Genomic DNA, 21158 nt, shown 5'->3' on the forward strand with positions numbered 1-21158 from the left:
CCCCATTCCCTTCCCCGCGAACCTGAGGATTCCCCCATGCCCAAGGCCAAAGTCACCTTCGAAGACATCGGCGTCACCGTCACCGTGCCGGCCGGCACCCGCCTGATCGAGGTCTCGGAAAAGGTCGGCGCCGGCATCACCTACGGCTGTCGCGAGGGCGAGTGCTGCACCTGCCTGACCCGCGTCGTGTCCGGCACCGACAACCTCGCCACCCCCTCCGTGCTCGAAGACCAGGTCCTCAAGGACAACCTGGCGCCCCGGGGGCACCGGCTGGCGTGCCAGGCGCAGATCCTCGGCGGCGAGATCACCGTCCGCCCGGGCTGAGCCCGTCGCCCCCCGACAGCGAGAACCCTTCGATTCCATCCACTTTTTTTTGGAGAACGCACCATGTCGCTCGTCACATTCACCAGCACCCTGCACAAGGACAAGACGGTCTATGCCGTGGCCGGCAGCCACACCCAGACCATCCTCTCCCTGGCCAAGGAACACCACATTCCCATCGACTTCGGCTGCGGCGAAGGCGACTGCGGCACCTGTCTGGTGAAGGTCTCGTCCCTGGACGGCAAGCGCCGCCCCATGGGCGGGCCGCTCAACGCCCGCGAAGTCGCCGTGCTCAAGGAGATGGGCCGCGTCAGCCAGGCAGAGATCGACCAGATGTACGTGGACGACATCCCGCCCAACCACTGGCGTCTGGCCTGCCAGATGATCGTGCGTGGCGGCGAGGACCTGCTGGTGGAGTACCCCAGCAAGTGAGCCCGCACGGCCCCGGCGCCGCCGGGGCCGCGACCCCATGGAGGACATTGCCATGAATGCCACCGACGCCGTCGTCATGCGCACCCACCTGCAGGCCGATCTGTTGCGCCGCCGGGTCGAGCCGGCCGTTGCCGCCGACCCCAACCGCGCCCTGTTCGCCAGCCTCGTCGCCGGCCAGGGCACCGGCTTCGGCTGCCTGGGCGCCGACCTGGGCCTGGGGACCGTCGCCTTCGTGCGCATGCTCAATCACTTCTTTCCCGGCCCGGTGCCGCGCACCCGCGCCCGCGAGCTCGAGGCCATCCCCGAGTGGGACGACCTGCGCAAGCTGATGCTCGATCACCGCGCCGGGCGCCATCGCGCCGAGACCTGGATGGCCGACATCGTCGCCACCGCCTGCGCCGGCCGCGACCACCTGTGGCAGGACCTCGGGCTGGCCGACCGCGCCGAGCTGTCCACCCTGCTGCATCACAACTTCCCGGCGCTGGCCGGGCGGAACACCGGCGACATGAAGTGGAAGAAGTTCCTCTACAAGCAGTTCTGTGCCGCCGAGGGGATCTACGTGTGCCCGGCGCCGTCATGCAGCGAGTGTGCGGATCATGCCAAGTGTTTCGCCCCGGAAACGTGAGGATGCGCGCGCTGCGGCGCCGACGCGGCGCACCGGCGTGCGGTGTCGGGACGCCACGACCACGGACATGAACGGCCGACACGGTGCGCCCTTCCAGTAACGCCCCCCTGCGATGGCCCGATGCCGACACCCTGCGCGAGCGGGCCGTCGGCGCCTATCTGGGGCTGGCCATCGGCGATGCGCTGGGCGCCACCGTCGAGTTCATGACGCCGCGCGAGATCCAGGCGCGGCACGGCGTGCACAAGGAGCTCACCGGCGGCGGCTGGCTCAGGCTCAAGCCCGGGCAGGTGACCGACGACACCACCATGTCGCTCGCCCTGGGCGCGGCCATCCTCGAGCACGACGGCCGCGTCGTCCCGGACGCCTGCGCCCGCGCCTTCGACGCCTGGATGCGCGCCAAGCCGGTGGACATCGGCAACACGGTGCGCCGCAACCTCGTCACCTGGCGCCGCACCGGTGATCCGCAGGCCCCGGCATCGGAGCACGACGCCGGCAACGGCGCCGCCATGCGCGTGCTGCCGGTGGCGCTGGCCACCCTGGGCCGGCCGCGCGAGGCGATCGCCGCGGCCAGCCGCGCCCAGGCCCATGTCACCCACCACAACGCCCTGTCCGACGCCGCCTGCGAATGCCTCATCGCCCTGGTGCATGCCGGCCTGCGCGATCGACCCCAGGCGGGTCAGGCCGCAATCGCCCGCCTGCTGGCGACCCAGCCCGTGTTCACGCCGCCCGCGCGGCGGGTCGACAATCCCAGCGGCTACGTCGTCCACACCCTGCAGGCGGTGCTGCAGGCGCTCGCCGCCCATGCCGACGCCGAGTCGGTGCTCCTGGATGTGGTCAATCGCGGTGGCGACGCCGACACCACCGGCGCCATCGCGGGCATGGTCGTGGGCGCCCGTCACGGCGCCAAAGCCCTGCCACGCCGGTGGTACGAACGCCTCGACCCACAAATCCGGGAGGCGTGCTGCACCCAGGCGGTCGGATTGCTGGCACATGTGACCACCGCCTGAACGCAAGGCAGGCGGCGCGGCACCCTGGTACACACGAAGGTGGTCGTGTTTATTTTCGGAGTCGACGGTTTTCACACGCCGATCAGCCTATAGTGGTGCGGTAACCACACCTTGGTTGCACATCTGGAGCATGGCCATGAGCAAAGCTCAACACGGCAACAAGGAAGCACGCAAGCAACCCCGTCTGACCCCCAAGGAAAAGAAGGCCGCCAAGCGGCTCAAGAAGCAGGAAGGGGAGTCCACTCCGCTCCTTCGCGGATGACCGCCACGATGGCGGAGGCGCGGATTTCGCCCCAGTCTGGCCGGCCCGCCGCATGACCCACACCCCGTCACGCGGCAACACCCAGGCCCACCACACCATGGGGTTAGTCGTCAGTTGCGAGCACGGTGGCAACCGCATTCCCGTCCCGTGTCGCAAGTATTTCTCCGGCCGCTTCGATCTGGTTCGCACCCATCGCGGATTCGATCCGGGGGCACTGGAGATGGCCCGGGCGGTAGCCAGCGCTCTGGGCGCTCCTTTGCTGGCATCCACGATTTCCCGCCTGGTGGTTGACCTCACCCGCTCCGTCGGTCATCGGCAGCTGCATTACGACACCGTGCGCGAAGCACCACTCACCGTACGCAGGCACATCGTGGACACCTACTACCGGCCTTACCGGGACTATGCCGAAACCCTCACCACCGAGGCCATTGCCCATCATGGCCGGGTGCTCCACCTTTCGTGCCACAGCTTCACCCCCGAACTGGACGGTGTGGTCCGAAACGCGGACATCGGCCTGCTGTACGATCCCAAGCGCCCGGCCGAAAAGTCGCTCTGTCTGCAGTGGCAAGAGGCCATGGCACAGCGCGACCTGCGTCTAGCCATTCGCCGTAACCATCCGTACCGTGGTGATGCCGATGGCCAGCTCACGACGCTGCGGCGCCGGTATTCACCCGACACTTACCTGGGCGTCGAACTCGAGATCAATCAACGTCATGTCTTCACGGGCGGCCATCACTGGTCGTCACTCCGCGCCCTGATCATCGAAACCCTAGGCGAGATCCTGGAACGCCCGATTCGCCCTGACCCGTGCACGCCGCTGTCCCGCTCGCCACACGCCCGTCACGCGGCATGACCTGCGTTGAGCAATGAAGATCGCCATCGTCTACGAGTGCCCCGAACCGCCCCCTCTCAGACAGCGCCTGGCGCCTGTTCGCACACACACACCGCCGACGTGGCGCTCAGCAACGCTTTCGGTCCAAATGTCCTGACCCGAGTCGAAGTACGCACCGGCGCGCTTCCGGACCTTTGACCCTGCGCCCTCGCCGGACTTGCCACACCACCACCTATACTGGTACCGGGATCTCCCAAAATCCTTGGAGACATGGGCCATGAGCGACCACGTATACAAGATCATCGAGCTGGCCGGCTCGTCCGCCGTCGGATCGGACGACGCCATCCGCAACGCCATCAAGCGCGCCGCGCTGACCGTCGACCACCTGGACTGGTACGAGGTGATCGAGTCGCGCGGCCACATCGTCAACGGCGAGATCGCCCACTACCAGGTGAAGCTGAAGGTCGGCTTCCGGCTGGAGTAGGGCGGGCGCGTCGCGCCATATGCGCGAGCGTTCTATACACCTAACGTCGGCGGTTTCTAATTTAGCGTTCCCTAATGCGACAATCGGACCCCTCACGTGTCCGTTGTCGCCAACATGTTCAACCTTCTGTTTCCCCACGGCGTCGCCCCGTATCTGGTCGGCGGCCTGCTGATCGGCCTGGGCGTGGCCGTGCTGTATGTGGTCACCGGCCGTCAGGGCGGGGCGAGCACGGTGTTCAGCTCGACCTGGTCCTGGTTCGTCGCCACGCCCTTCTTCCGCCAGGCCGCGCTGCTCGATTCACGCCGCTGGCGTCTGGTGTACGCCGCCGGCTTCGTGCTCGGCGGCGCGCTCTATCTGGCCCTCGGCCTGCCCCAGGAAGCCAGCCACCTGCCGGCCTGGAAGCTGGCCCTCGGCGGCGTGCTGATCGGCTATGGCGCCCGCCTCGGCGGCGGTTGCACCTCGGGCCATGGCATCTGCGGCATGGCCTCGCTCAACCGGGGCTCCATGCTGATCGTCGCCACCTTCATGGCAACCGCGATCGCCACCGCCTGGATCATGAAAGGACTGGGGGTGGGCGCATGAACACGTCCATCGATCGGCTCGTCACCCTCGTCGCCGGCACCCTGTTCGGCTTCGGCCTGTCGTGGGCGACCATGATCCGGCCCGAGGTGGTGCTCTCCTTCCTCACCTTCGACGATCTGGGCCTGCTGTTCGTGCTCGGCGCGGCCACCGGCCTGAACCTGATCGTGTTCCAGCTCGTCCCGCGCCTGCGCCGTCGGGCGCTGCTCGGTGGCGCCTTCGAACCACGCCCGTTCCAGGTGGATCGGCGCAGCCTCGCCGGCGGCGCCCTGTTCGGCGTCGGCTGGGGCATCTGCGGGGTGTGCCCGGGACCGGCGCTGGCCGGGCTGGGTGCGGGCAACCCCGACCTGCTCATCGCCCTCGGCGGCATCTTCGCCGGTGCGCTGCTGCACGGCCTGACCGTCGGCCGACGCGAGTGCCCGGCCCCCGCGCCGGTCGCGGCCGCCACGGCCGACTGAGGGACCTCAGGCGCTGGCGAGCGCCGCGGCCTTGAGGCGCGCCGCGAGGGCGGAATCCAGGGTCGCCAGGTGCTGGGCGAACCAGTCGGGCAACGCGTTGACGTAAGCTCGCGCCATGGTGCAGTTGCCCTGCTGCACCCGGATCGACAGGTGACTCAGATCCGCCAGCACGCGGGCGTGCTCGGCCTCGTGCTCGGCGGTGGCGGCAAAGCGGCAGGCCTGCATGAGCCGATACTCGCCCTCGAAATGCCGGCGGGTGTGGGCGCGCAACTGCTCGAACAGGGCCGGAAATTCCACCTCCGGCGCAGCGCTCAGGGCGCTCACGTAGCTTGCGAATTCACGGTGCGTAGCATCCATGTCGGCCACGCCCAGCGCGTGATGGGCGGTGTCCCACTGCATCAGATGGCTCCGTGGTTTTCCCGCTTGTTGGCGTTGGTCGCCACCGAGGAGAAGGCCAGTTCCGGGTACTTGAAGCGGGTGTTGCTGAGGGCGTCGAACAGGGTCACGACCTTGTCGGCCGCGCTCTGGCCCTTGAAGTCCCCCTTTTCGAGCGCGGCCAGGTCGGCCAGCTCGGTCCACACCATGCCTTGCACCAGGGGGATGAACACCACCCGGGCGCCATGACGGTGTCGATGAACGGATCGTCGATGTTCACGGTGAACAGCACCACCCGCGACTCGGCGTCCAGGGCCTCGCCGAATTTTTCCACCACCAGGGGAAAGTCCTGCAGCGCGTCGAGGGAGCCGGACAGCAACCTGAGCTTGTCCGCTGCGGTCAGCAGCACGACCTGCTTGAGCACGCGTTCCGGCGGCTTGCGCCGGCCCTGGGCGTCGGCGATCTCGCCTTCCTTGAGGGTGAATTCGCCGCGATAGGCCGTGAGCCCGGTCGTCGAGGCCGCCTCGCAGAAATTCTCGTTGAAGAACAGCGCCTGGTACTTTTCCATCAGGGGGGTGTCGACCTGCATGGTGTCTTGCTCCAATCGATAGGGAATCAGGCCGGCTGGGCGGCGCCGATGAATTCGAATACGTCTTCTTCGATGATCTCGAGGCCGACCTTCCGGCAGAACCGGCGTTCCTTGGCGGTGGGGTCGGGCAGCAGGATCCAGCCCGCGGGCTGGGCGGCGCTGTAGACGATGTCGGCCATCACCATGCGCTCGGTGTCGCGGTTGAGGCGCAGCCCCATGAGCAGGTAGCGCTTGCCCTGGCGATAGGCCTTGAGTTCCGGCGGAATGGCGAAGCCGCCCATCAGCTCGGTGATGTAGTCCACATAGTCGGCGTCGGAGGCCACGTAGGTGGCTTCGGGGCGCGGCGTGCCCATGGGCTTGAACAGCAGCGGCAGGGCCATGTCGAGCTGCTCGACCTCGCGGTAGGCCTCGCCGGTCCAGGTGTAGAGCTTGTAGCGGAAGGGCGTGCCGCCGATGCGGGCGACGCCGACGATGAGGTTGTGGGGGCGGCTGGCGGCGCTGTCCTGAAGCTGGGTGTCGCGGTTGATGTCGACCACGTACCGGGGCGCGAGCGCCTGCAGCCAGTCATGCACGGCACCGCGGGTGTATTCGGTCTCGCCGTAGGTGCGGGTGAGGAAGCGGGTCACCGCGCTGCGCCCGCGCTTGAGCTCGACGTTCATCGCCGCGCGGGGGAACTCGTACATGAGCTTGGGCGCCATCGGGCGGCCGTCGTTCATGGCGAGGATGAGGGCGTCGCTGGTGGCGGGAATCACGGCGCCGGTCGCCACGCTGCGGACGTCGGCGAGCACGCCCGGGCCGAGATAGGGCACGATGGTGCCGTTGCTCAGGCCGGTGACGAGCAGGTCGCGCTGATCGGGGGTCATGGTCTTGCTCCATCTTCCAATGCGGTCATGCCGTATCGGGTGCAAGAAGCGGGCCCGTCAGGAAACCCCGTCGATTCAATGGCTTGTCATGGTGCATCGCACCGTGTTGTGGACTTTGCGACAGCGATTGGACGGGCTGCGACAGCCGCACGAAGGCGGCCGGTCACGCGCGCCGGCGAAGTGACTTATGACATTGGCAATGACGCAAGGGTCTGTGAGAATGGCCGCTCGCCCGCCCGGCAGCCACCGCGGGACTGTCTTGGGGTCAATGCGGTCGCGCGCGCTGCCTGCGGCGGGCGACACCCGCCGCCGGACGCAGGCGCGAATGCCGGTCGGCGATTGCCTGATGCCGTCTCCCTGAAGCCGGCGGGACGGATGTCCCGCGGCGACGTCGCGGAGTGTCACCCGCGTGCACGGGCGGTGTCCGCTCAGGAGCCGGTGACGAGCCGATGCATCAGGAGCTTGAGGGCCAGGGCATCGCCGGCGGATTTGCTGGCGCCCTGCGCTACCTGTCGAGGCGCAACCCGGGGAGCCGACGCAGGTGTCACGAGCGCCTTCAGCTCGGTCGCGCCGGCCTTGCCCGGCGTCGACGATTCGGCCGGAACCCCCTTGGCCAGGGCGAGCGCCGGGGTGCAGAACACGGCGACGAGGCACAGGGTGCGCAGACGACAGGGCAGGGCGGTATGGCTGGGCTCTTGGTTCATGACAGCACCTCGAAAACACGTGGGCTTGCCCTGCCACTGTGGACTATTGCGCCGCAACAATCCAGTCACAAATCGTCTCCGCAGCCCGCCTCCCCGGCCCGGCTGGCCGCCCATTGCGCCTCCAGGCGCTCGAGCAGGGCAGGCGGGTCGATGGGCAGCAACCCGGTGATGTCGAGGGCGCGATCCTCGAACACCTCGGTGTCCGGATGCGCCGCCTGCCAGGCCGCCACCACCGCGTCGCGGTGATGGAGCAGCGCCTCGATCCACGGCCGATAGAGGCGCAGCAGCGCGCCGATCCAGCGATTCACCGGCCAGGACGGATACGCGTGGTCGATCTCGAATTCGTCGAGCATGGCGATCACCGCCGGTGCCGGATACCAGGTCTCGCCGGTGACCCAGCGGTTGGTGGCGAACAGGGCGACCGGATCGCCCCAGGCGTCCATGGAGATCGCGATCAGATGACTGAGGGCGTCCTCGTCCTCGGGCCAGGCCGCCGTGGCATCGTCGTGGGCCACCGGTTCGCAACCCGGCGGCATGCCCGGCGCCCGCAGGAAGGTGTGGAAATGCCCGTGCTCGGCCGAACCGCGATGGGCGTGGTAGTAGTACTGGGCATGGGTCTCGTGGTCGAAGACGTCGTCGCGCGGGTAGTGCTCGAGCTCGACGAACTCGCCCTGCCCCCGCAGCACCTCGCCGACCAGGTTGAGCCCGCCCTTCTCGAGCACCCGCTGGCACTCGGCCACCTCGCGCCCGGCGGCGATCAGCGGCACCAGCGCATCGACGGAGAACCGGGCCGGATCCGGCAGCCGGGCCGCCAGATCCGGGTCCGTCAGCGGCTCACTGGCCGCCGCCATTGCCCTTGAGCTTGGCGATGCCGATGGCCTTCATCACCACCTTCTCGTACACCGGTTCGGTGGTGCCCTTGCGCATCTTGCGCAGGAAGTACTTCTCGAACGCGATCTTGGCCAGATGCACCCACTTGCCCTGGGCGAACCAGTTCATGTTGCGCGGCGGGATCTGCGGCAGGGCGACGAAGGCGGCGCCGGTGTCGCCGAAATCCGCCAGACAGACCGCGTTCCAGGTGGCGGTTTCGGTGGGCTCCCTGCCGTCGATGAGGGCGCGGATGTTGTGCGCGGTGGCGGTGACCATGGACTCGATCATGTAGCCGGTCTTGGGGGTGCCGGTGGGGATCGGCGTCGCCTCCACCGGCGGAATCGCCACGCACACCCCCACCGAGAAGATGTTGGGGTACTTGGGATTGCGCTGGTGCTTGTCGATGAGCACGAAGCCGCGCGGATTGACCAGCCCTTCGATGCCGAACACCGCGTCCACGCCCTTGAAGGCCGGCAGCATCATCGAGTACTTGAAGGGCAGCTCGTGGCGCTTCTTCTCCTTGCCGTCCTCGTCATGCTCGATCACGTGCATGAGCCCGTCCTCGATCTTCTCGACCTTGGCGTTGCAGATCCACTTGATGTGGCGGTCGCGGTAGGCCGACTCCATGATGCCCTTCGAGTCGCCCACGCCGGCCAGCCCGAGGTGGCCGATGTAGGGCTCGGAAGTGACGAAGGTCATGGGCACCCGGTCGCGGATCCGGCGCTTGCGCAGGTCGGCGTCGAGGATCATGGCGAACTCGTAGGCGGGGCCGAAGCAGGAGGCCCCCTGCACCGCACCGACGATGATCGGGCCCGGATCCTTGACGAATTCCTGCCACTTCTGTTCCGAGGTCACCGCGTGGTCCACATGGCACACCGACTGGGTGAAACCGCCATGGGGCCCGAGCCCCGGCACCTCGTCGAAGGCCAGCTTGGGGCCGGTGGCGATCACCAGGTAGTCGTAGGTGATGGACTGGCCGTCGTCGAGCTCGATGGCGTTGTCGCCCGGATGCACCCGCTTGACCGTCTGGGCGATGAAGTCGATGCCCTTGCGCGCCAGCGGCTCGGCCGGGTCGATCTCGATGTCCTCGCGCTTGCGCCAGTTGACCGCCACCCAGGGGTTGGATGGCACGAAATGGAACTTCGCGTCCCGGGCGACGACGGTGATGCGGTCTTCCTTGCGCGCGACGTCGCGCATCTCGTAGGCCATGGGCAGGCCGCCGATGCCGGCGCCGATGATGACGATGTGAGCCATGGTTTGTCTCCTCCTCACTGTTTGATGCCCGTCGCACACCTGCGCCGGGGGTGCGACCTGTGGCGGATCAGCGCTGGGCGATCCCTTCCATGGGGCGTTTTTCCAGGGTCCATTCATGCAGGGACCCGTCATAGAGCTTCACCGCCGGATTACCGACGATCTGCGACATCACGAACCAGGCGCCGGCGGCCAGGTGGCCGCTGTTGCAGTAGGTGATGGCCGGCGCGTCCGGATCGATCCCCGATGCCTTGAGGATGGTCCGGTAGCTGGCGGCGGGCAGGAAGGTCGCGGTGCCGCCCGCGCTCATCACCTGCACGTCCGGCGGCAGCGCATGGGCGCCCGGAATGTGGCCGTAATCGAACACATAGTCGCGCTTGGACAGGCCGTGGTACTGCGGCAGCGAGCGGGCGTCGACCACCTGCGCCTTGCCGGCGGCGACCTCGTCGGAGGTGGCGACCAGATCGGCACGCGGCGCGGCGGCGGTCCAGTCACCCGTCTGCGCCGGCGCCGCCGCCGTGCTGAGCTCGCCACCGGCGTGGATCCACGCGGCCATACCGCCGTTGAGGATCGCCACCCGGTCGTCGCCGTAGTACTTGAGCTGCCAGTACAGGCGCGCCGCGTCGTCCATGTCGGCGGTCTGCTGACCCAGCGGCACCAGCACGATGGGCCGATCGGCCGTCAGCCCGGCCTGGCGCATCATGGCCTCGAATTCGGCGCCCTCGGGCACCATGTACTTCACGGTGTGCGCGCCGATCGTGCGCGCCACGCGGATCGTCTTGGCGTTGACCAGGCGTGCGCCCGGCACATGGCCGGCCGCCTCGATCAACATCGCCTTGCCGCTCTTGGCATCCTTCTCCCAATAGGGCTTGGCGGTGAACAGGCTCGGGTCCGACTGCACCGACACCACCTGCACCTCCTTGAGATGCGCGGCCAGCCAGGCGGTATCCACCACCGGCCCGGGCAGGTCCACGGCCAGCACCTGGCCGGCCAGCAGCAGGCCGGCGGCGCTCATCACGATGGTCTTGATTCTCATGGTTTCCTCCTCATCCGGGCCGCGCGCTCAGCGCGCCGCCGGTGCACACGGGTTGCGCTCGCGACGCCGCGGTGCGCAGGGATTGCCCGCGGCGCACGGGTTGGCCGCCGCACACGGATTGGCACGCCGACGGCGCGGCGCACACGGGTTGCCCGCGGCGCAGGGGTTCGCCGCGCAGGGGTTGCGCCGTGCCCGCCGCGGCGCGCACGGATTGCCGGCCGCGCACGGATTGACCGAACGGCTGCGCGGTGCGCAAGGGTTGGCCTGGGCGAGGCGGGTCGGTTCGGCCCCCTGGGCCGCGGCGGCGGCCCCGAGGGCGACCGCCACGGCGGGCAGGGCACGCGCCAGCAGGCGCCGGCCGGGTCTGGGTTGCTTCATGGATCGGGTCTCCCGTGTGGTTCAGTCGCGCATCGACGCGTCGGCGTCGAGCGGACCATTGAAACGTTGCTCGATGCGGCCGCCGACGATGAAGATCGCCACGGCCGCAGCCACCAGCACTGCCAGGATCAGCCATTCGGGCAGGCCCAGCGCCAGCGGCAGGGTGTCGCCGGCGGCCGAGTCGCCCGCCGTGGTCCAGCCCTCGACGGCATCGAAGGCCCCGGCGAAAACCCAGGTGCCGGCCACCAGCCCGAGCGAGAACAGAAGGCCATCGACCCGCCCGGAGAACATGCCCACCACCGAGGTGCCCGGGCAATAGCCGCCCACCGCGAAGCCGGCGCCGATGAACGCGCCACCGATGGCCACCGCGCCGAGGAAGGCCGGCGGCACATAGACGCTGTCGGGCGCCAGCACGCCGGCCACACGCAGCAGATACAGGCCCACCGCGGTCACCACGATGGCGGTGAACATCACCTTGAATACCGACCAGTCGGACAGGCGGAACTGGGCGGTCAGCTTGCACGGGCTGCCGAAGCCGGCGTTCTCGAGCACATAGCCGAACAGGAACCCGCACAGCAGGCCCGAGGCCAGACCCACGTCGTTGAAGGGCATCATTGCGGTCCTCCCTTGACCAGACGGCTGGCGAGCAGGCCGGCGGCGAAGAACGCCCCCAGGAACACGAAGCCGGCCACCGCCAGGGTGGCGCTGCCGGACAAGCCCACGCCGCTGGTGCATCCGGCCGCCACGCGGGCCCCGAAGCCGGCCAGCGCGCCGCCGCCGAAGGCCATCAGGCCACGACTGAGCCGGCGCGTCCGGTGGATGCCGTCGAGGCGGACCTTGAAGCGGCCCGCGCTCCAGCTGGCGGCGAGAGCGCCGAGGGCGACCCCCAGCACCTGCCAGGTGATCCAGGAGGCGAGCGGTTTGCCGTCGTCGAGCAGGGGCCCCAGGTAGGGATTGTCATAGGTGCTGTCGAAGGCGACGACACCCCCGCTCCAGGCCGCCAGGCGGGTGAAGAAGCCGGTGGCGCCGAGCCCGTGCCCGGTGAGCACGAAGGTCAGCAGCAGGACGAGCCCCAAGGCTAGGCCCGCCACGAGGGGCGGCCAGAACGGACGCGTCGGAGACGATGGGGCGGACGGGTTCATTCAATCCCATAAGTAAATAAGCATTTGCTTAAATACTAGAGTGGCGGCCCGGGCTCTGCAAGCATGATCGATGCTGCAGCGCGGCACGCGCGCGCGGGCCAAGCCGGTGAAAAACAAGCACAAATGCCGCGCGGCCGACATGTTGCATGGCACGCGCGCCCCCGGGGCGGCTCAGCGGTCGATGTCCACCTCGATCACGCCACCGATGACGACGAACTCGCCCTCGCCCTGCAGGCGATCCGCCATGAGTTCGTCGTGGAAGAAGATCTTCGCCACCGGAATCTGCGCACACAGGATGGCGTCACCGAACTCGCCGGCCCGCTCCCGGCTGCTGGTGAAGGAGCTCAGGTTGTTGGGCAGGATCACCCGGCGGCGACCGGGCCCGGACGCGAGCACCTCATGGTCGGCGATGCGGTTCACGCCCCGGTACAGGGTGATGTGGCGCACCGACGGGTGGCGCCGCGCCAGCTCGTACTGCGCCCAGGTATAGACCAGATCGAGCTGGGCCTCGAGCGCGTTGGTGCCGTACAGGCCACGGGCGCGGTCTTCCTGGAAGCGCCACCACGCGGCGCCGCCCGGCGGCTGCAGGGGCGCGCCGTGGAAGCGGGGCGCAAGACCGAAGCGCGACTCCACCCAGGCCTTGAGCACCGCGCCCTCGCGGTTGTCGGAGTCGAAGCTCCAGCCGCGGATGAGGCGCTCCCAGTTGGCGCGCGCACGCTTGCGCCGGCGCCCGTGCGCGCTGTAGCCGGCGTCCTCCAGCCGGGCGAGGCGGAAGCGCACGGTCAGGTAGTCGCGGAACACGTCGGCACGCGCCGCCGGGTCGGCTTCGGTCTCGAGGCGGGCGAACAGGTCGCGGTGCAGCTCGGCCACCCCGTCGATGGCCAGCGGCGCGGGATAACGCTGGAAGGTCAGGCTGCCGAGGATGACCGCCGGCAGGTTGCAGCGGTTGATGGGCAGTCGCGCGTCGCGCGGCAGGGAGCAGGCCGCGACGGCTCGGGATTTGTCGCTACCCCGACAAAGTGCCGCCGCGTTGTCACATGTCGTCGACCCCACAACGGTCGATTCATCTTTCGAATCCATCGTGTTTTCAACACCTTGAAGGCTGCCAATCGGGTTGGCACGCGTTGTGCAGAGGATGAGGCGCGACTCTCATCAATCCTCGCAACCCGACTGACAGATTAAGGAGATTACACCATGGCTAAATTGCGTCAATGCGCCATCTACGGTAAGGGCGGCATCGGCAAGTCCACCACCACCCAGAACCTGGTGGCGGCACTGGCCGAGGCCGGCAAGAAAGTGATGATCGTGGGCTGCGACCCGAAGGCCGATTCGACCCGCCTGATCCTGCACTCCAAGGCCCAGACCACCGTCATGCACCTGGCCGCCGAGGCCGGTTCCGTTGAAGACCTCGAACTCGAGGACGTGCTTTCCGTCGGTTTCGGCGGCACCAAGTGCGTCGAGTCCGGTGGCCCCGAGCCCGGTGTCGGCTGCGCCGGCCGCGGCGTCATCACCGCCATCAACTTCCTGGAAGAGGAAGGCGCCTATGACGAAGACCTGGACTTCGTGTTCTACGACGTGCTCGGCGACGTGGTGTGCGGCGGTTTCGCCATGCCCATCCGCGAGAACAAGGCCCAGGAAATCTACATCGTCTGCTCCGGCGAGATGATGGCCATGTACGCGGCCAACAACATCTCCAAGGGCATCGTGAAGTACGCCAACTCCGGTGGCGTGCGCCTGGCCGGCCTGATCTGCAACAGCCGCAACACCGACCGCGAAGACGAACTCATCATGGCCCTGGCCGAGCGCCTGGGCACCACGATGATCCACTTCGTGCCGCGTGACAACGCCGTGCAGCACGCCGAGATCCGCCGCATGACGGTCATCGAGTACGACCCGAAGCACAAGCAGGCCGACGAGTACCGTCAGCTGGCCGCCAAGATCGACGCCAACACCAACTTCGTCATCCCGACCCCGATCGAGATGGAAGAGCTCGAAGAGCTGCTGATGGAGTTCGGGATCATGGAAGCGGAAGACGAATCCATCGTCGGCAAGACGGCCGCCGAACTGGCCGCGGGCTGATCAGGCGTACTGGCGGGGCGGTTCGCCCCGGCCCGCCGCCAATTTGATTGAAGTCACGTTTTTTTGGTGTCTTGCGCAGATGAGCGCAGATGTCGAAGGAGAAATGAAATGGCTGTACTGACCCGTGACGAGACCGAGGCCCTCATCGCCGAGGTGCTCGAGGTATATCCCGACAAGGCCAAGAAGGACCGCACCAAGCATCTGGCGGTCAACGACCACGACGTCGAACAATCCAAGAAGTGCATCACCTCCAACCGCAAGTCGCTGCCCGGGGTGATGACCATCCGCGGCTGTGCCTATGCCGGTTCCAAGGGCGTGGTGTGGGGTCCGATCAAGGACATGATCCACATCTCCCACGGCCCGGTCGGCTGCGGTCAGTACTCCCGCGCCGGTCGCCGCAACTACTACGTGGGCACCACCGGCGTCGACACCTTCGGCACCATGAACTTCACCTCCGACTTCCAGGAGAAGGACATCGTCTTCGGCGGCGACAAGAAGCTCGCCAAGCTGATCGAGGAGATCGAGACCCTGTTCCCGCTGCACAAGGGTATCTCGGTGCAGTCCGAGTGCCCGATCGGCCTGATCGGCGACGACATCGAGGCCGTCTCCAAGAAGGCGTCCGCCGCCATCGACAAGCCGGTCGTGCCGGTGCGTTGCGAAGGCTTCCGCGGCGTGTCCCAGTCCCTCGGCCACCACATCGCCAACGACGCGATCCGCGACTGGGTGCTCGACAAGCGCGACGGCCAGGAATACGAATCCACCCCCTACGACGTGGCCATCATCGGCGACTACAACATCGGTGGCGACGCCTGGGCCAGCCGCATCCTGCTCGAGGAGATGGGCCTGCGCGTGGTCGCCCAGTGGTCCGGCGACGGCACCATCGCCGAGATGATGAACACGCCGAAAGTGAAGCTCAACCTGCTGCACTGCTACCGCTCGATGAACTACATCAGCCGCCACATGGAAGAGAAGTACGGCATTCCCTACATGGAATACAACTTCTTCGGCCCGACCAAGATCATCGAATCCTGCCGCAAGATCGCCGCCTTCTTCGACGACACCATCAAGGAGAAGACCGAAGCCATGATCGCGCGCTACCAGCCGATGATGGACGAGATCATCGCCAAGTACCGCCCGCGCCTGGAAGGCAAGAAGGTGATGCTGTACGTGGGCGGTCTGCGCCCGCGTCACGTGATCGGTGCGTACGAAGACCTGGGCATGGAAGTGATCGGCACCGGCTACGAATTCGGCCACAACGACGATTACGACCGCACCATCAAGGAGGTGGGTGACGCGACCTTGCTGTATGACGACGTCACCGGCTTCGAGCTCGAGGAGTTCGTCAAGCGGCTCAAGCCCGACATGGTCGGCTCCGGCATCAAGGAGAAGTACATCTTCCAGAAGATGGGCATCCCGCTGCGCCAGATGCACTCCTGGGACTACTCCGGCCCGTATCACGGCTACGACGGCTTCGCCATCTTCGCCCGCGACATGGACATCGCCCTGGCCAATCCGGTGTGGGACAACATGGTCCCGCCCTGGAAGAAGGCCGCCGTGCCCGACGAGCTCCAGAAGGTCGCCTGACGTCGGGCGGAGTTCAACCCGCCGTAACGACTGGAAACACCGATGGCCGGATGAATCCGGCCCTACGACGCGACATCGTAGGGCGGGTTTCAACCCGCCAGCAACGTGGGAGGCCGGCTGAAGCCGGCCCTACGGAGTCCATCTTCGCAATGCTTTGCCCGTGTCCGCAGATGAGCGGCACGGGCTGGGAGAAACACGATGCAAACCGCAGACAAGATCAAGCCGTGCTACCCGCTGTTCCGCGACGACGACTACAAGGCGTCGCTCGGCACCAAGCAGGCCGCCTTCGAGGAAAACCATTCCAAGGAGAAGATCTGGGACACCTTCATGTGGACCACCACCGAGGACTACCAGAAGCTCAACTTCGAGCGTGAAGCCCTGACCGTCGATCCGGCCAAGGCCTGCCAGCCGCTGGGCGCCGTGCTGTGCGCCTCGGGCTTTCACAAGACCCTGCCCTACGTGCATGGCTCGCAGGGCTGCGTGGCCTACTTCCGCACCTACTTCAACCGTCACTTCAAGGAGCCGTGCTCCTGCGTGTCGGACTCCATGACCGAGGACGCGGCGGTGTTCGGCGGCCAGAAGAACATGTTCGACGGCCTCGCCAACGCCAAGGCGCTGTACCAGCCGGACATGATCGCGGTCTCGACCACCTGCATGGCCGAGGTGATCGGTGACGACCTGAACGCGTTCATCAACAACTCCAAGAAGGAAGGCCACATTCCGCAGGAATACCCGGTGCCCTTCGCCCACACCCCGTCCTTCGTCGGCTCCCACGTGACCGGCTGGGACAACATGGAAGAGGGCATCCTGCGTTCCTTCACGCTCAACGACATGGAAGGCAAGCAGGTCGGCAGCAACGGCAAGCTCAACATCGTGCCCGGCTTCGAGACCTACCTGGGCAACTACCGCGTGATCAAGCGCATGCTCACCGAGATGGGCGTGGGCTACACGATGCTGTCGGATCCGTCCGAAGTCTTCGATACCCCGTCGGACGGTGAATTCCGCATGTACTCGGGCGGCACCACCATCGACGAGATCAAGGACGCGCCCAACGCCCACACCACGCTGCTGCTGCAACCGGCCCAGCTCGAGAAGACCCGGAAGTTCGTCGAGAACACCTGGAACCACGAGGTGCCCAAGCTCGAGATCCCGATGGGGATCGACTGGACCGACGCGTTCCTGATGAAGGTCGCCGAGATCACCGGCCAGCCGATCCCCGAGTCGCTGGAAGTGGAACGCGGTCGCGCCATGGACGTGCTCGCCGACAGCCACGCCTGGCTGCACGGCAAGAAGTTCGCCCTCTACGGCGATCCGGACTTCGTCCGCGGCATGGTCAAGATCCTGCTCGAGTGCGGCGCCGAGCCCACCCATGTGCTGGTCCACAACGCCAACAAGCGCTTCGGCAAGGCCCTGCAGAAGCTGCTCGACGACAGCCCCTTCGGCCAGAACGCCACCGTGCATATCGGCCGCGACCTGTGGCACCTGCGCAGCCTGTGCTTCACCGACAAGCCCGATTTCCTCATCGGCAACTCGTACGGCAAGTACATCCAGCGCGACACCCGCCACAAAGGCGAGGCCTTCGAAGTGCCGCTGATCCGCCTCGGCTTCCCGCTGTTCGACCGCCACCACCTGCATCGCCACACGACGATGGGCTACGAAGGCGTGATCCAGGTCGTGACCACCCTGACCAACGCCGTCCTCGAGCAGCTCGACAAGGAGACGATCGGCATGGGCACCACGGACTACAACTTCGACCTGATCCGTTGATCGGCGACGGGTGACGATCCGCGGCTCAACCGTAGGTCGGACTTCAGTCCGACTGACTGCGTCCCTTAGCACCGACGCTGTCGGACTGAAGTCCGACCTACGGGAGCCTCGTCGCCACCTCGTCGGTCACGACCAAGGAGCCCGAACATGGCCAACATCATGATCCGCAGGAACGAGGCCGGTGGCCTGGTCTTCTATCTCCCCAAGCGGGACCTGGAAGCCTCCATCGAGTCCATCGAGTTCGACGCCGACGACAAGTGGGGCGGCGAGCTGAAGCTCGACAACGGCGGTTCCTACTACATCGACCCCATCGCCCGGCCGCCCCGCCTGCCGATCTCGCTGCGCGCCAGGCGTCTGGGCGCCGCCGAGGACTAACGGAAACCTTTTCAGGAGGATTTCATCATGGCAATGACCATCGATCCCGACATGTGCACCGCCTGTGACGACTGCCGGCCGGTCTGTCCGACCAAGTCGATCCAGAAGGGCAAGATCTTCTACACCATCGACGCGTCGACCTGTACCGAGTGCGACGGCCACGCCGACGCGCCCCTGTGCGTGGACGTGTGCCCGTCCGGCTGTATCAGCCCCCTGTAAACCGGGGGCCGAGGACGCGCCTTGCACAGCGTCTTCAGCCGAGCACCGGTTCGCCGGTGCTCCACTGAGCACGTTGCCCACGAATCGAGGAGCCCATCATGTCCGATTCACCCATCGCCTCGCGCGAAGCAGCCTTGCGCCTGGCGCTCGCCGCGCGCGCGCTCGACGGTCTCGACGTGCGCGCCTTCGTCGGCGCCCTGACCGACCGACTCGGCACGCCCATCACCGAGGCCAAACTCACCGACGTGACCGTCGAAGACCTGCGCGAGGTGCTCGCCGGCGATTTCGCCGAACAGGGCTGCCACGTGAGCGCCAACGACGCGCAGCTCAAGGCCGCCGTGCGCCTGCTGTGGGGCGTGGGCGTCGAGGCCGACGACTTCCCCGGCGTCGAGCCCTACGGCGAGGGCGACATGCCCGGCTCGCTGCGGGTGGCCGTGGCCGCCAACCGGGGCGAGCACCTCGACGGCCATTTCGGCTCCTGCGACCGCTTCCTGATCTACCAGGTGGGGCGCGACGAGATCCGCCTGGTGGCCGTGCGCAGCACCGCCGAGACCCACGACGCGGAAGACAAGAACGCCGCCCGCGCCGCCTTGATCGGCGACTGCCAGATCGTGTACGTGCAGTCCATCGGCGGCCCCGCCGCCGCCAAGGTGGTGCGCGCCGACGTGCATCCGGTGAAGAAACCCACCGGCGGGCTCGCCCGCGAGGTGCTCGCCGAACTGCAGGGCCGGCTCGACAGCCCGCCGCCCTGGCTGGCCCGGATCATGGGCGTACCGGCCGCCTCCCTGGCCCGCTTCGAGGCGGCCATCGACGCGGAGGAGACGACATGATCGCCGCCGACCAGCTCGACGCCGTCGCGGCGGCCGCGCGCGCGAATCCGGACGTCGCCGCCCTGCGCGCGCAGTTTCCCGCCCTGCATTTCACCGCCTGCCCGGACGACGACGTCTCGCCCCGCTTCCGTCCGGCGTCCGACGCCGGCACCTGCGTGCTCTACTACATTGCCGGGGCCGACGGCCATTGCCTGTCGATGACCAACGATCCGGCCATCGCCACCGGCCTCCTGCTGGCCGAGAAGGGCGACGCGGATGATGCCCCGTGAGCCGGCCCCCGGCAGCGCGTCGCCACGCGCCGGAGCCGCACTGGCCGGCCTGTGCGACGGCTGCGCCTATGCCGACAGTTTCCTGAGCACCGGGCGCTGCGTGCCCGGCGACGTGTGCATCCGCGCCCACAGCGGCCGCCAGATCGACCGCTTCATGCGCGTGAACCGCGCCGAGGCGCCGAAGTTCGTGCACGACCTGTTCTGGGAACGCCGCGCCATCGCCGTGCGCTACGCGCCGCTGGAGGCCATCGGCCACCTCAAGCGCGATCCCGACGAGGTGGTCCGGCGCAACGTCGTCCTCAAGCTGCCCGAGGACGCCCTGGTGGACATGATCGCCGACCCTGATCGCGAAGTGCGCCAGTCGGTGGCCGCACGCCTGCCGGTGGCGTTGCTGCCGCGGCTCATGCACGACCCCGACTACCTCATCCGCGCCACCGTCGCACGGCGGCTGCCCGCCCGCCTGCTCACCCGCATGGCCGCCGATCCGGAGCGCGAGGTGCGCAAGATCGTCGCCGGCCGGCTGCCCCCCTTCGCGCTCGAATGCCTGGCCACGGACGACGCCCCGGAAGTGCGCGCCGTGGTCGCCGAACGCGCGCTGCCACCGCTGGCCGCGCGCCTGCTCGACGACCCGGAATGGTGGGTCCGCCTCGCCGCCGTCGACACCGCCCCGGTGGGCGCGCTCGAAGCCCTGCGCGACGACCCCGAACCCGACGTGCGCGCCGCCGCCCGCGCCCGTCTCTCAGCTGGTGATGCCTGAACCGGAGACGCCATGAAAACGCCCCCCGCGTGGTCCGAATACTGCAAATCCCTCGCCCCCGCCATCGTCGAGGCCTGCGCCCACACCAGCGCCACCCGTGGCGTCGGCGGCCTGGTCAAGGCCCTCGACACCGCGTTGCCCGAATGGAGCTTCCACCACGCTCTGTGCCGGGGGGGCTGGTACCGGCCCGGCGCGGTGGTGACGACGGACGGCACCCGCGTGGCCGAGGATCTGGGCGCCTGGGCCGAGGCCGGGCTCGAGGCCTGCGACCATGACCTCGGCGCCCTCGCCGACGCGTTGCGCGCGCAGCACGGCGACACGCCGCTCCATGCCACCCGCCTGGTGGGCAAGACCCACTACTTCGTCGCCCCGGCCGGCGAGGCCCCGGCCGACTTCCTCCAGCTCGAGGTCGAGGAGCTGCAGGAGATGCGCGCCCACCGCCTGTTCGCCAACGACCCCCACGGCCTCGACGAGTTGATCGATCCGCAGGCGCGCGGTGCCGAACTCGCCCCCATCGGCCTGCCCGTTTACCGCTTCCGCCGCCTGCAGCACATGGGCGCCTTCCTCGAGCGCATGCAGCTGGGCAAGCCCGAACCGGTCCCGGTGCAGCGCTTGGTCGAGGACTGGTCCGCCGCCAGCGCCGACACCGCCACCTGCTTCTCCAACCACTGGGTGCTGAGCACCCGGGCGCACGAGGACCGCTTCGGCCAGCCCGTGCTCCATGCCCGCCCCATCGCCGCGCTCATGGGCGAGCCGCCCGAATTCGGCGCCGACCCGGGCACGAACGGCGTTGCCCTGGCCGGCGCGCTCACCCGCTTCGACCGCGCGGTCGGCTACCCCATGGCCTGGTATTTCCACATGCTCGCCACCCACGCGGTGCCGGTCTGGGTGGCACAGACCGTGGTCGAAGACCATCTGGGCGGGTTCGCCTATCTGCCCGAAAAGGATGTGGCCGTGGTGCGCCGATGGCTGCACACCCCCTACGCGATCCACGCCTGACACCGCCCCGGCGATGAGCCGCCGCCGAGGCCGGGCGCCCCTGGCGGCCCTGCGCCTGTCGCACTCGCAGC

Annotated in this window: 29 protein-coding genes; 18 read left to right on the forward strand and 11 right to left on the reverse strand. The window is 67.9% G+C overall.

Annotated features, from left to right (window positions below; genetic code table 11):
* The first annotated feature begins 36 nt into the window (after positions 1 to 36).
* The 9 genes from G3580_RS18960 (at position 37) to G3580_RS18995 (ending at position 5000) form a co-directional block, all read left to right on the forward strand.
* Positions 37 to 324, forward strand: a complete 288-nt coding sequence (locus G3580_RS18960; protein ID WP_173768201.1) for a 2Fe-2S iron-sulfur cluster-binding protein — start codon at positions 37 to 39, stop codon at positions 322 to 324.
* 63 nt (positions 325 to 387) lie between these two features.
* A complete protein-coding gene (locus G3580_RS18965) occupies positions 388 to 753 on the forward strand; it encodes a 2Fe-2S iron-sulfur cluster-binding protein (protein WP_173768203.1) in 366 nt (121 codons plus the stop codon).
* Positions 754 to 805: 52 nt separating this feature from the next.
* Complete coding sequence (locus G3580_RS18970; RefSeq protein ID WP_173768205.1) at positions 806 to 1378, forward strand: nitrogen fixation protein NifQ; 573 nt, start codon at positions 806 to 808, stop codon at positions 1376 to 1378.
* 83 nt (positions 1379 to 1461) lie between these two features.
* On the forward strand, positions 1462 to 2385 hold the full coding sequence (gene draG, locus G3580_RS18975; RefSeq protein ID WP_173768207.1) for an ADP-ribosyl-[dinitrogen reductase] hydrolase: 924 nt from the start codon (positions 1462 to 1464) through the stop codon (positions 2383 to 2385).
* 136 nt (positions 2386 to 2521) lie between these two features.
* Entirely contained in the window at positions 2522 to 2647 is a 126-nt protein-coding gene (locus G3580_RS20310) for a hypothetical protein (protein ID WP_267313317.1), read from the forward strand.
* A 52-nt stretch (positions 2648 to 2699) separates the two neighbouring features.
* A complete protein-coding gene (locus G3580_RS18980) occupies positions 2700 to 3500 on the forward strand; it encodes an N-formylglutamate amidohydrolase (protein ID WP_217424549.1) in 801 nt (266 codons plus the stop codon).
* A gap of 256 nt (positions 3501 to 3756) precedes the next feature.
* Positions 3757 to 3963: a dodecin gene (locus G3580_RS18985; RefSeq protein ID WP_173768209.1), complete on the forward strand. Its 207-nt coding sequence runs from the start codon at positions 3757 to 3759 to the stop codon at positions 3961 to 3963.
* A 96-nt stretch (positions 3964 to 4059) separates the two neighbouring features.
* Positions 4060 to 4545 (forward strand): YeeE/YedE family protein, encoded by a 486-nt coding sequence (locus G3580_RS18990; protein WP_217424550.1) that lies wholly within the window; start codon positions 4060 to 4062, stop codon positions 4543 to 4545.
* Positions 4542 to 5000: a DUF6691 family protein gene (locus tag G3580_RS18995; RefSeq protein ID WP_173768211.1), complete on the forward strand. Its 459-nt coding sequence runs from the start codon at positions 4542 to 4544 to the stop codon at positions 4998 to 5000. The genes G3580_RS18990 and G3580_RS18995 overlap by 4 nt, the downstream gene beginning before the upstream one ends.
* A gap of 6 nt (positions 5001 to 5006) precedes the next feature.
* Here G3580_RS18995 and G3580_RS19000 read toward each other — a convergent pair whose 3' ends face one another.
* The 11 genes from G3580_RS19000 to G3580_RS19050 all read right to left on the reverse strand — a co-directional run bounded on the left by G3580_RS19000 (position 5007) and on the right by G3580_RS19050 (position 13288).
* Positions 5007 to 5399 carry a bacteriohemerythrin gene (locus G3580_RS19000; protein WP_173768213.1) on the reverse strand — a complete coding sequence of 131 codons (393 nt, stop codon included), beginning with the start codon at positions 5397 to 5399 and terminating at the stop codon, positions 5007 to 5009.
* A gap of 103 nt (positions 5400 to 5502) precedes the next feature.
* Positions 5503 to 5964, reverse strand: a complete 462-nt coding sequence (locus G3580_RS19005) for a hypothetical protein (RefSeq protein WP_173768215.1) — start codon at positions 5962 to 5964, stop codon at positions 5503 to 5505.
* A gap of 26 nt (positions 5965 to 5990) precedes the next feature.
* Positions 5991 to 6827 carry an SIR2 family protein gene (locus G3580_RS19010; protein ID WP_173768216.1) on the reverse strand — a complete coding sequence of 279 codons (837 nt, stop codon included), beginning with the start codon at positions 6825 to 6827 and terminating at the stop codon, positions 5991 to 5993.
* A gap of 428 nt (positions 6828 to 7255) precedes the next feature.
* Positions 7256 to 7531, reverse strand: a complete 276-nt coding sequence (locus G3580_RS19015; RefSeq protein ID WP_173768218.1) for a hypothetical protein — start codon at positions 7529 to 7531, stop codon at positions 7256 to 7258.
* A 65-nt stretch (positions 7532 to 7596) separates the two neighbouring features.
* Positions 7597 to 8382: a DUF6969 family protein gene (locus G3580_RS19020; RefSeq protein WP_173768220.1), complete on the reverse strand. Its 786-nt coding sequence runs from the start codon at positions 8380 to 8382 to the stop codon at positions 7597 to 7599.
* Positions 8366 to 9655: an NAD(P)/FAD-dependent oxidoreductase gene (locus G3580_RS19025; RefSeq protein ID WP_173768222.1), complete on the reverse strand. Its 1290-nt coding sequence runs from the start codon at positions 9653 to 9655 to the stop codon at positions 8366 to 8368. Before G3580_RS19025 ends, G3580_RS19020 begins: the two co-directional genes overlap by 17 nt.
* Positions 9656 to 9722: 67 nt before the next feature.
* On the reverse strand, positions 9723 to 10688 hold the full coding sequence (locus tag G3580_RS19030) for a sulfurtransferase (RefSeq protein WP_173768224.1): 966 nt from the start codon (positions 10686 to 10688) through the stop codon (positions 9723 to 9725).
* A 27-nt stretch (positions 10689 to 10715) separates the two neighbouring features.
* Positions 10716 to 11066 carry a hypothetical protein gene (locus G3580_RS19035; RefSeq protein WP_173768226.1) on the reverse strand — a complete coding sequence of 117 codons (351 nt, stop codon included), beginning with the start codon at positions 11064 to 11066 and terminating at the stop codon, positions 10716 to 10718.
* Positions 11067 to 11087: 21 nt separating this feature from the next.
* A complete protein-coding gene (locus tag G3580_RS19040; protein ID WP_173768228.1) occupies positions 11088 to 11681 on the reverse strand; it encodes a DUF6691 family protein in 594 nt (197 codons plus the stop codon).
* Positions 11678 to 12208 carry a YeeE/YedE thiosulfate transporter family protein gene (locus G3580_RS19045; RefSeq protein ID WP_173768229.1) on the reverse strand — a complete coding sequence of 177 codons (531 nt, stop codon included), beginning with the start codon at positions 12206 to 12208 and terminating at the stop codon, positions 11678 to 11680. Before G3580_RS19045 ends, G3580_RS19040 begins: the two co-directional genes overlap by 4 nt.
* 171 nt (positions 12209 to 12379) lie before the next feature.
* The gene (locus G3580_RS19050; protein ID WP_173768231.1) at positions 12380 to 13288 is read right to left on the reverse strand and encodes an NAD(+)--dinitrogen-reductase ADP-D-ribosyltransferase; all 909 of its coding nucleotides are present in this window, start codon (positions 13286 to 13288) and stop codon (positions 12380 to 12382) included.
* Positions 13289 to 13402: 114 nt separating this feature from the next.
* On the opposite strand from G3580_RS19050, the gene nifH reads away from it, so the two are divergent.
* The 9 genes from nifH to G3580_RS19095 all read left to right on the forward strand — a co-directional run bounded on the left by nifH (position 13403) and on the right by G3580_RS19095 (position 21087).
* Positions 13403 to 14287: a nitrogenase iron protein gene (nifH, locus tag G3580_RS19055; RefSeq protein ID WP_173768233.1), complete on the forward strand. Its 885-nt coding sequence runs from the start codon at positions 13403 to 13405 to the stop codon at positions 14285 to 14287.
* Between the two features lie 108 nt (positions 14288 to 14395).
* The gene (nifD, locus tag G3580_RS19060; protein WP_173768236.1) at positions 14396 to 15871 is read left to right on the forward strand and encodes a nitrogenase molybdenum-iron protein alpha chain; all 1476 of its coding nucleotides are present in this window, start codon (positions 14396 to 14398) and stop codon (positions 15869 to 15871) included.
* Between the two features lie 198 nt (positions 15872 to 16069).
* Positions 16070 to 17638, forward strand: a complete 1569-nt coding sequence (nifK, locus tag G3580_RS19065; protein WP_173768238.1) for a nitrogenase molybdenum-iron protein subunit beta — start codon at positions 16070 to 16072, stop codon at positions 17636 to 17638.
* Positions 17639 to 17785: 147 nt separating this feature from the next.
* On the forward strand, positions 17786 to 18013 hold the full coding sequence (gene nifT / locus G3580_RS19070) for a putative nitrogen fixation protein NifT (RefSeq protein WP_173768240.1): 228 nt from the start codon (positions 17786 to 17788) through the stop codon (positions 18011 to 18013).
* Positions 18014 to 18040: 27 nt separating this feature from the next.
* Positions 18041 to 18232, forward strand: coding sequence for a 4Fe-4S binding protein (locus tag G3580_RS19075; protein WP_173768242.1), 192 nt, complete (start codon positions 18041 to 18043; stop codon positions 18230 to 18232).
* Between the two features lie 98 nt (positions 18233 to 18330).
* A complete protein-coding gene (locus tag G3580_RS19080) occupies positions 18331 to 19062 on the forward strand; it encodes a dinitrogenase iron-molybdenum cofactor N-terminal domain-containing protein (protein ID WP_173768244.1) in 732 nt (243 codons plus the stop codon).
* Positions 19059 to 19331 (forward strand): DUF6129 family protein, encoded by a 273-nt coding sequence (locus G3580_RS19085; protein WP_173768246.1) that lies wholly within the window; start codon positions 19059 to 19061, stop codon positions 19329 to 19331. Before G3580_RS19080 ends, G3580_RS19085 begins: the two co-directional genes overlap by 4 nt.
* Entirely contained in the window at positions 19318 to 20088 is a 771-nt protein-coding gene (locus G3580_RS19090; protein WP_228720719.1) for a 4Fe4S-binding leucine-rich repeat protein, read from the forward strand. The genes G3580_RS19085 and G3580_RS19090 overlap by 14 nt, the downstream gene beginning before the upstream one ends.
* Positions 20089 to 20100: 12 nt before the next feature.
* Complete coding sequence (locus G3580_RS19095; RefSeq protein ID WP_173768248.1) at positions 20101 to 21087, forward strand: hypothetical protein; 987 nt, start codon at positions 20101 to 20103, stop codon at positions 21085 to 21087.
* Positions 21088 to 21158 lie beyond the last annotated feature (71 nt).

The sequence above is a fragment of the Nitrogeniibacter mangrovi genome, from assembly GCF_010983895.1.
Lineage (GTDB): Bacteria > Pseudomonadota > Gammaproteobacteria > Burkholderiales > Rhodocyclaceae > Nitrogeniibacter > Nitrogeniibacter mangrovi.

Excerpts from the sequence above, each read along its gene's own strand:
- G3580_RS19020 (WP_173768220.1), bottom strand. The coding sequence starts at position 8,382 with ATGGCGGCGGCCAGTGAGCCGCTGACGGACCCGGATCTGGCGGCCCGG.
- G3580_RS18995 (WP_173768211.1), top strand. The coding sequence starts at position 4,542 with ATGAACACGTCCATCGATCGGCTCGTCACCCTCGTCGCCGGCACCCTG.
- G3580_RS19010 (WP_173768216.1), bottom strand. The coding sequence starts at position 6,827 with ATGACCCCCGATCAGCGCGACCTGCTCGTCACCGGCCTGAGCAACGGC.
- nifK (WP_173768238.1), top strand. The coding sequence starts at position 16,070 with ATGCAAACCGCAGACAAGATCAAGCCGTGCTACCCGCTGTTCCGCGAC.
- G3580_RS19080 (WP_173768244.1), top strand. The coding sequence starts at position 18,331 with ATGTCCGATTCACCCATCGCCTCGCGCGAAGCAGCCTTGCGCCTGGCG.
- G3580_RS18970 (WP_173768205.1), top strand. The coding sequence starts at position 806 with ATGAATGCCACCGACGCCGTCGTCATGCGCACCCACCTGCAGGCCGAT.
- G3580_RS19030 (WP_173768224.1), bottom strand. The coding sequence starts at position 10,688 with ATGAGAATCAAGACCATCGTGATGAGCGCCGCCGGCCTGCTGCTGGCC.
- G3580_RS19075 (WP_173768242.1), top strand. The coding sequence starts at position 18,041 with ATGGCAATGACCATCGATCCCGACATGTGCACCGCCTGTGACGACTGC.
- G3580_RS19095 (WP_173768248.1), top strand. The coding sequence starts at position 20,101 with ATGAAAACGCCCCCCGCGTGGTCCGAATACTGCAAATCCCTCGCCCCC.
- G3580_RS19005 (WP_173768215.1), bottom strand. The coding sequence starts at position 5,964 with ATGCAGGTCGACACCCCCCTGATGGAAAAGTACCAGGCGCTGTTCTTC.
- G3580_RS19085 (WP_173768246.1), top strand. The coding sequence starts at position 19,059 with ATGATCGCCGCCGACCAGCTCGACGCCGTCGCGGCGGCCGCGCGCGCG.
- G3580_RS19045 (WP_173768229.1), bottom strand. The coding sequence starts at position 12,208 with ATGAACCCGTCCGCCCCATCGTCTCCGACGCGTCCGTTCTGGCCGCCC.
- G3580_RS18965 (WP_173768203.1), top strand. The coding sequence starts at position 388 with ATGTCGCTCGTCACATTCACCAGCACCCTGCACAAGGACAAGACGGTC.
- nifT (WP_173768240.1), top strand. The coding sequence starts at position 17,786 with ATGGCCAACATCATGATCCGCAGGAACGAGGCCGGTGGCCTGGTCTTC.
- G3580_RS19050 (WP_173768231.1), bottom strand. The coding sequence starts at position 13,288 with ATGGATTCGAAAGATGAATCGACCGTTGTGGGGTCGACGACATGTGAC.
- G3580_RS19000 (WP_173768213.1), bottom strand. The coding sequence starts at position 5,399 with ATGCAGTGGGACACCGCCCATCACGCGCTGGGCGTGGCCGACATGGAT.
- G3580_RS18960 (WP_173768201.1), top strand. The coding sequence starts at position 37 with ATGCCCAAGGCCAAAGTCACCTTCGAAGACATCGGCGTCACCGTCACC.
- G3580_RS19040 (WP_173768228.1), bottom strand. The coding sequence starts at position 11,681 with ATGATGCCCTTCAACGACGTGGGTCTGGCCTCGGGCCTGCTGTGCGGG.
- G3580_RS19090 (WP_228720719.1), top strand. The coding sequence starts at position 19,318 with ATGATGCCCCGTGAGCCGGCCCCCGGCAGCGCGTCGCCACGCGCCGGA.
- nifH (WP_173768233.1), top strand. The coding sequence starts at position 13,403 with ATGGCTAAATTGCGTCAATGCGCCATCTACGGTAAGGGCGGCATCGGC.
- G3580_RS18980 (WP_217424549.1), top strand. The coding sequence starts at position 2,700 with ATGACCCACACCCCGTCACGCGGCAACACCCAGGCCCACCACACCATG.
- G3580_RS20310 (WP_267313317.1), top strand. The coding sequence starts at position 2,522 with ATGAGCAAAGCTCAACACGGCAACAAGGAAGCACGCAAGCAACCCCGT.
- G3580_RS19015 (WP_173768218.1), bottom strand. The coding sequence starts at position 7,531 with ATGAACCAAGAGCCCAGCCATACCGCCCTGCCCTGTCGTCTGCGCACC.
- G3580_RS18985 (WP_173768209.1), top strand. The coding sequence starts at position 3,757 with ATGAGCGACCACGTATACAAGATCATCGAGCTGGCCGGCTCGTCCGCC.
- nifD (WP_173768236.1), top strand. The coding sequence starts at position 14,396 with ATGGCTGTACTGACCCGTGACGAGACCGAGGCCCTCATCGCCGAGGTG.
- G3580_RS19025 (WP_173768222.1), bottom strand. The coding sequence starts at position 9,655 with ATGGCTCACATCGTCATCATCGGCGCCGGCATCGGCGGCCTGCCCATG.
- G3580_RS19035 (WP_173768226.1), bottom strand. The coding sequence starts at position 11,066 with ATGAAGCAACCCAGACCCGGCCGGCGCCTGCTGGCGCGTGCCCTGCCC.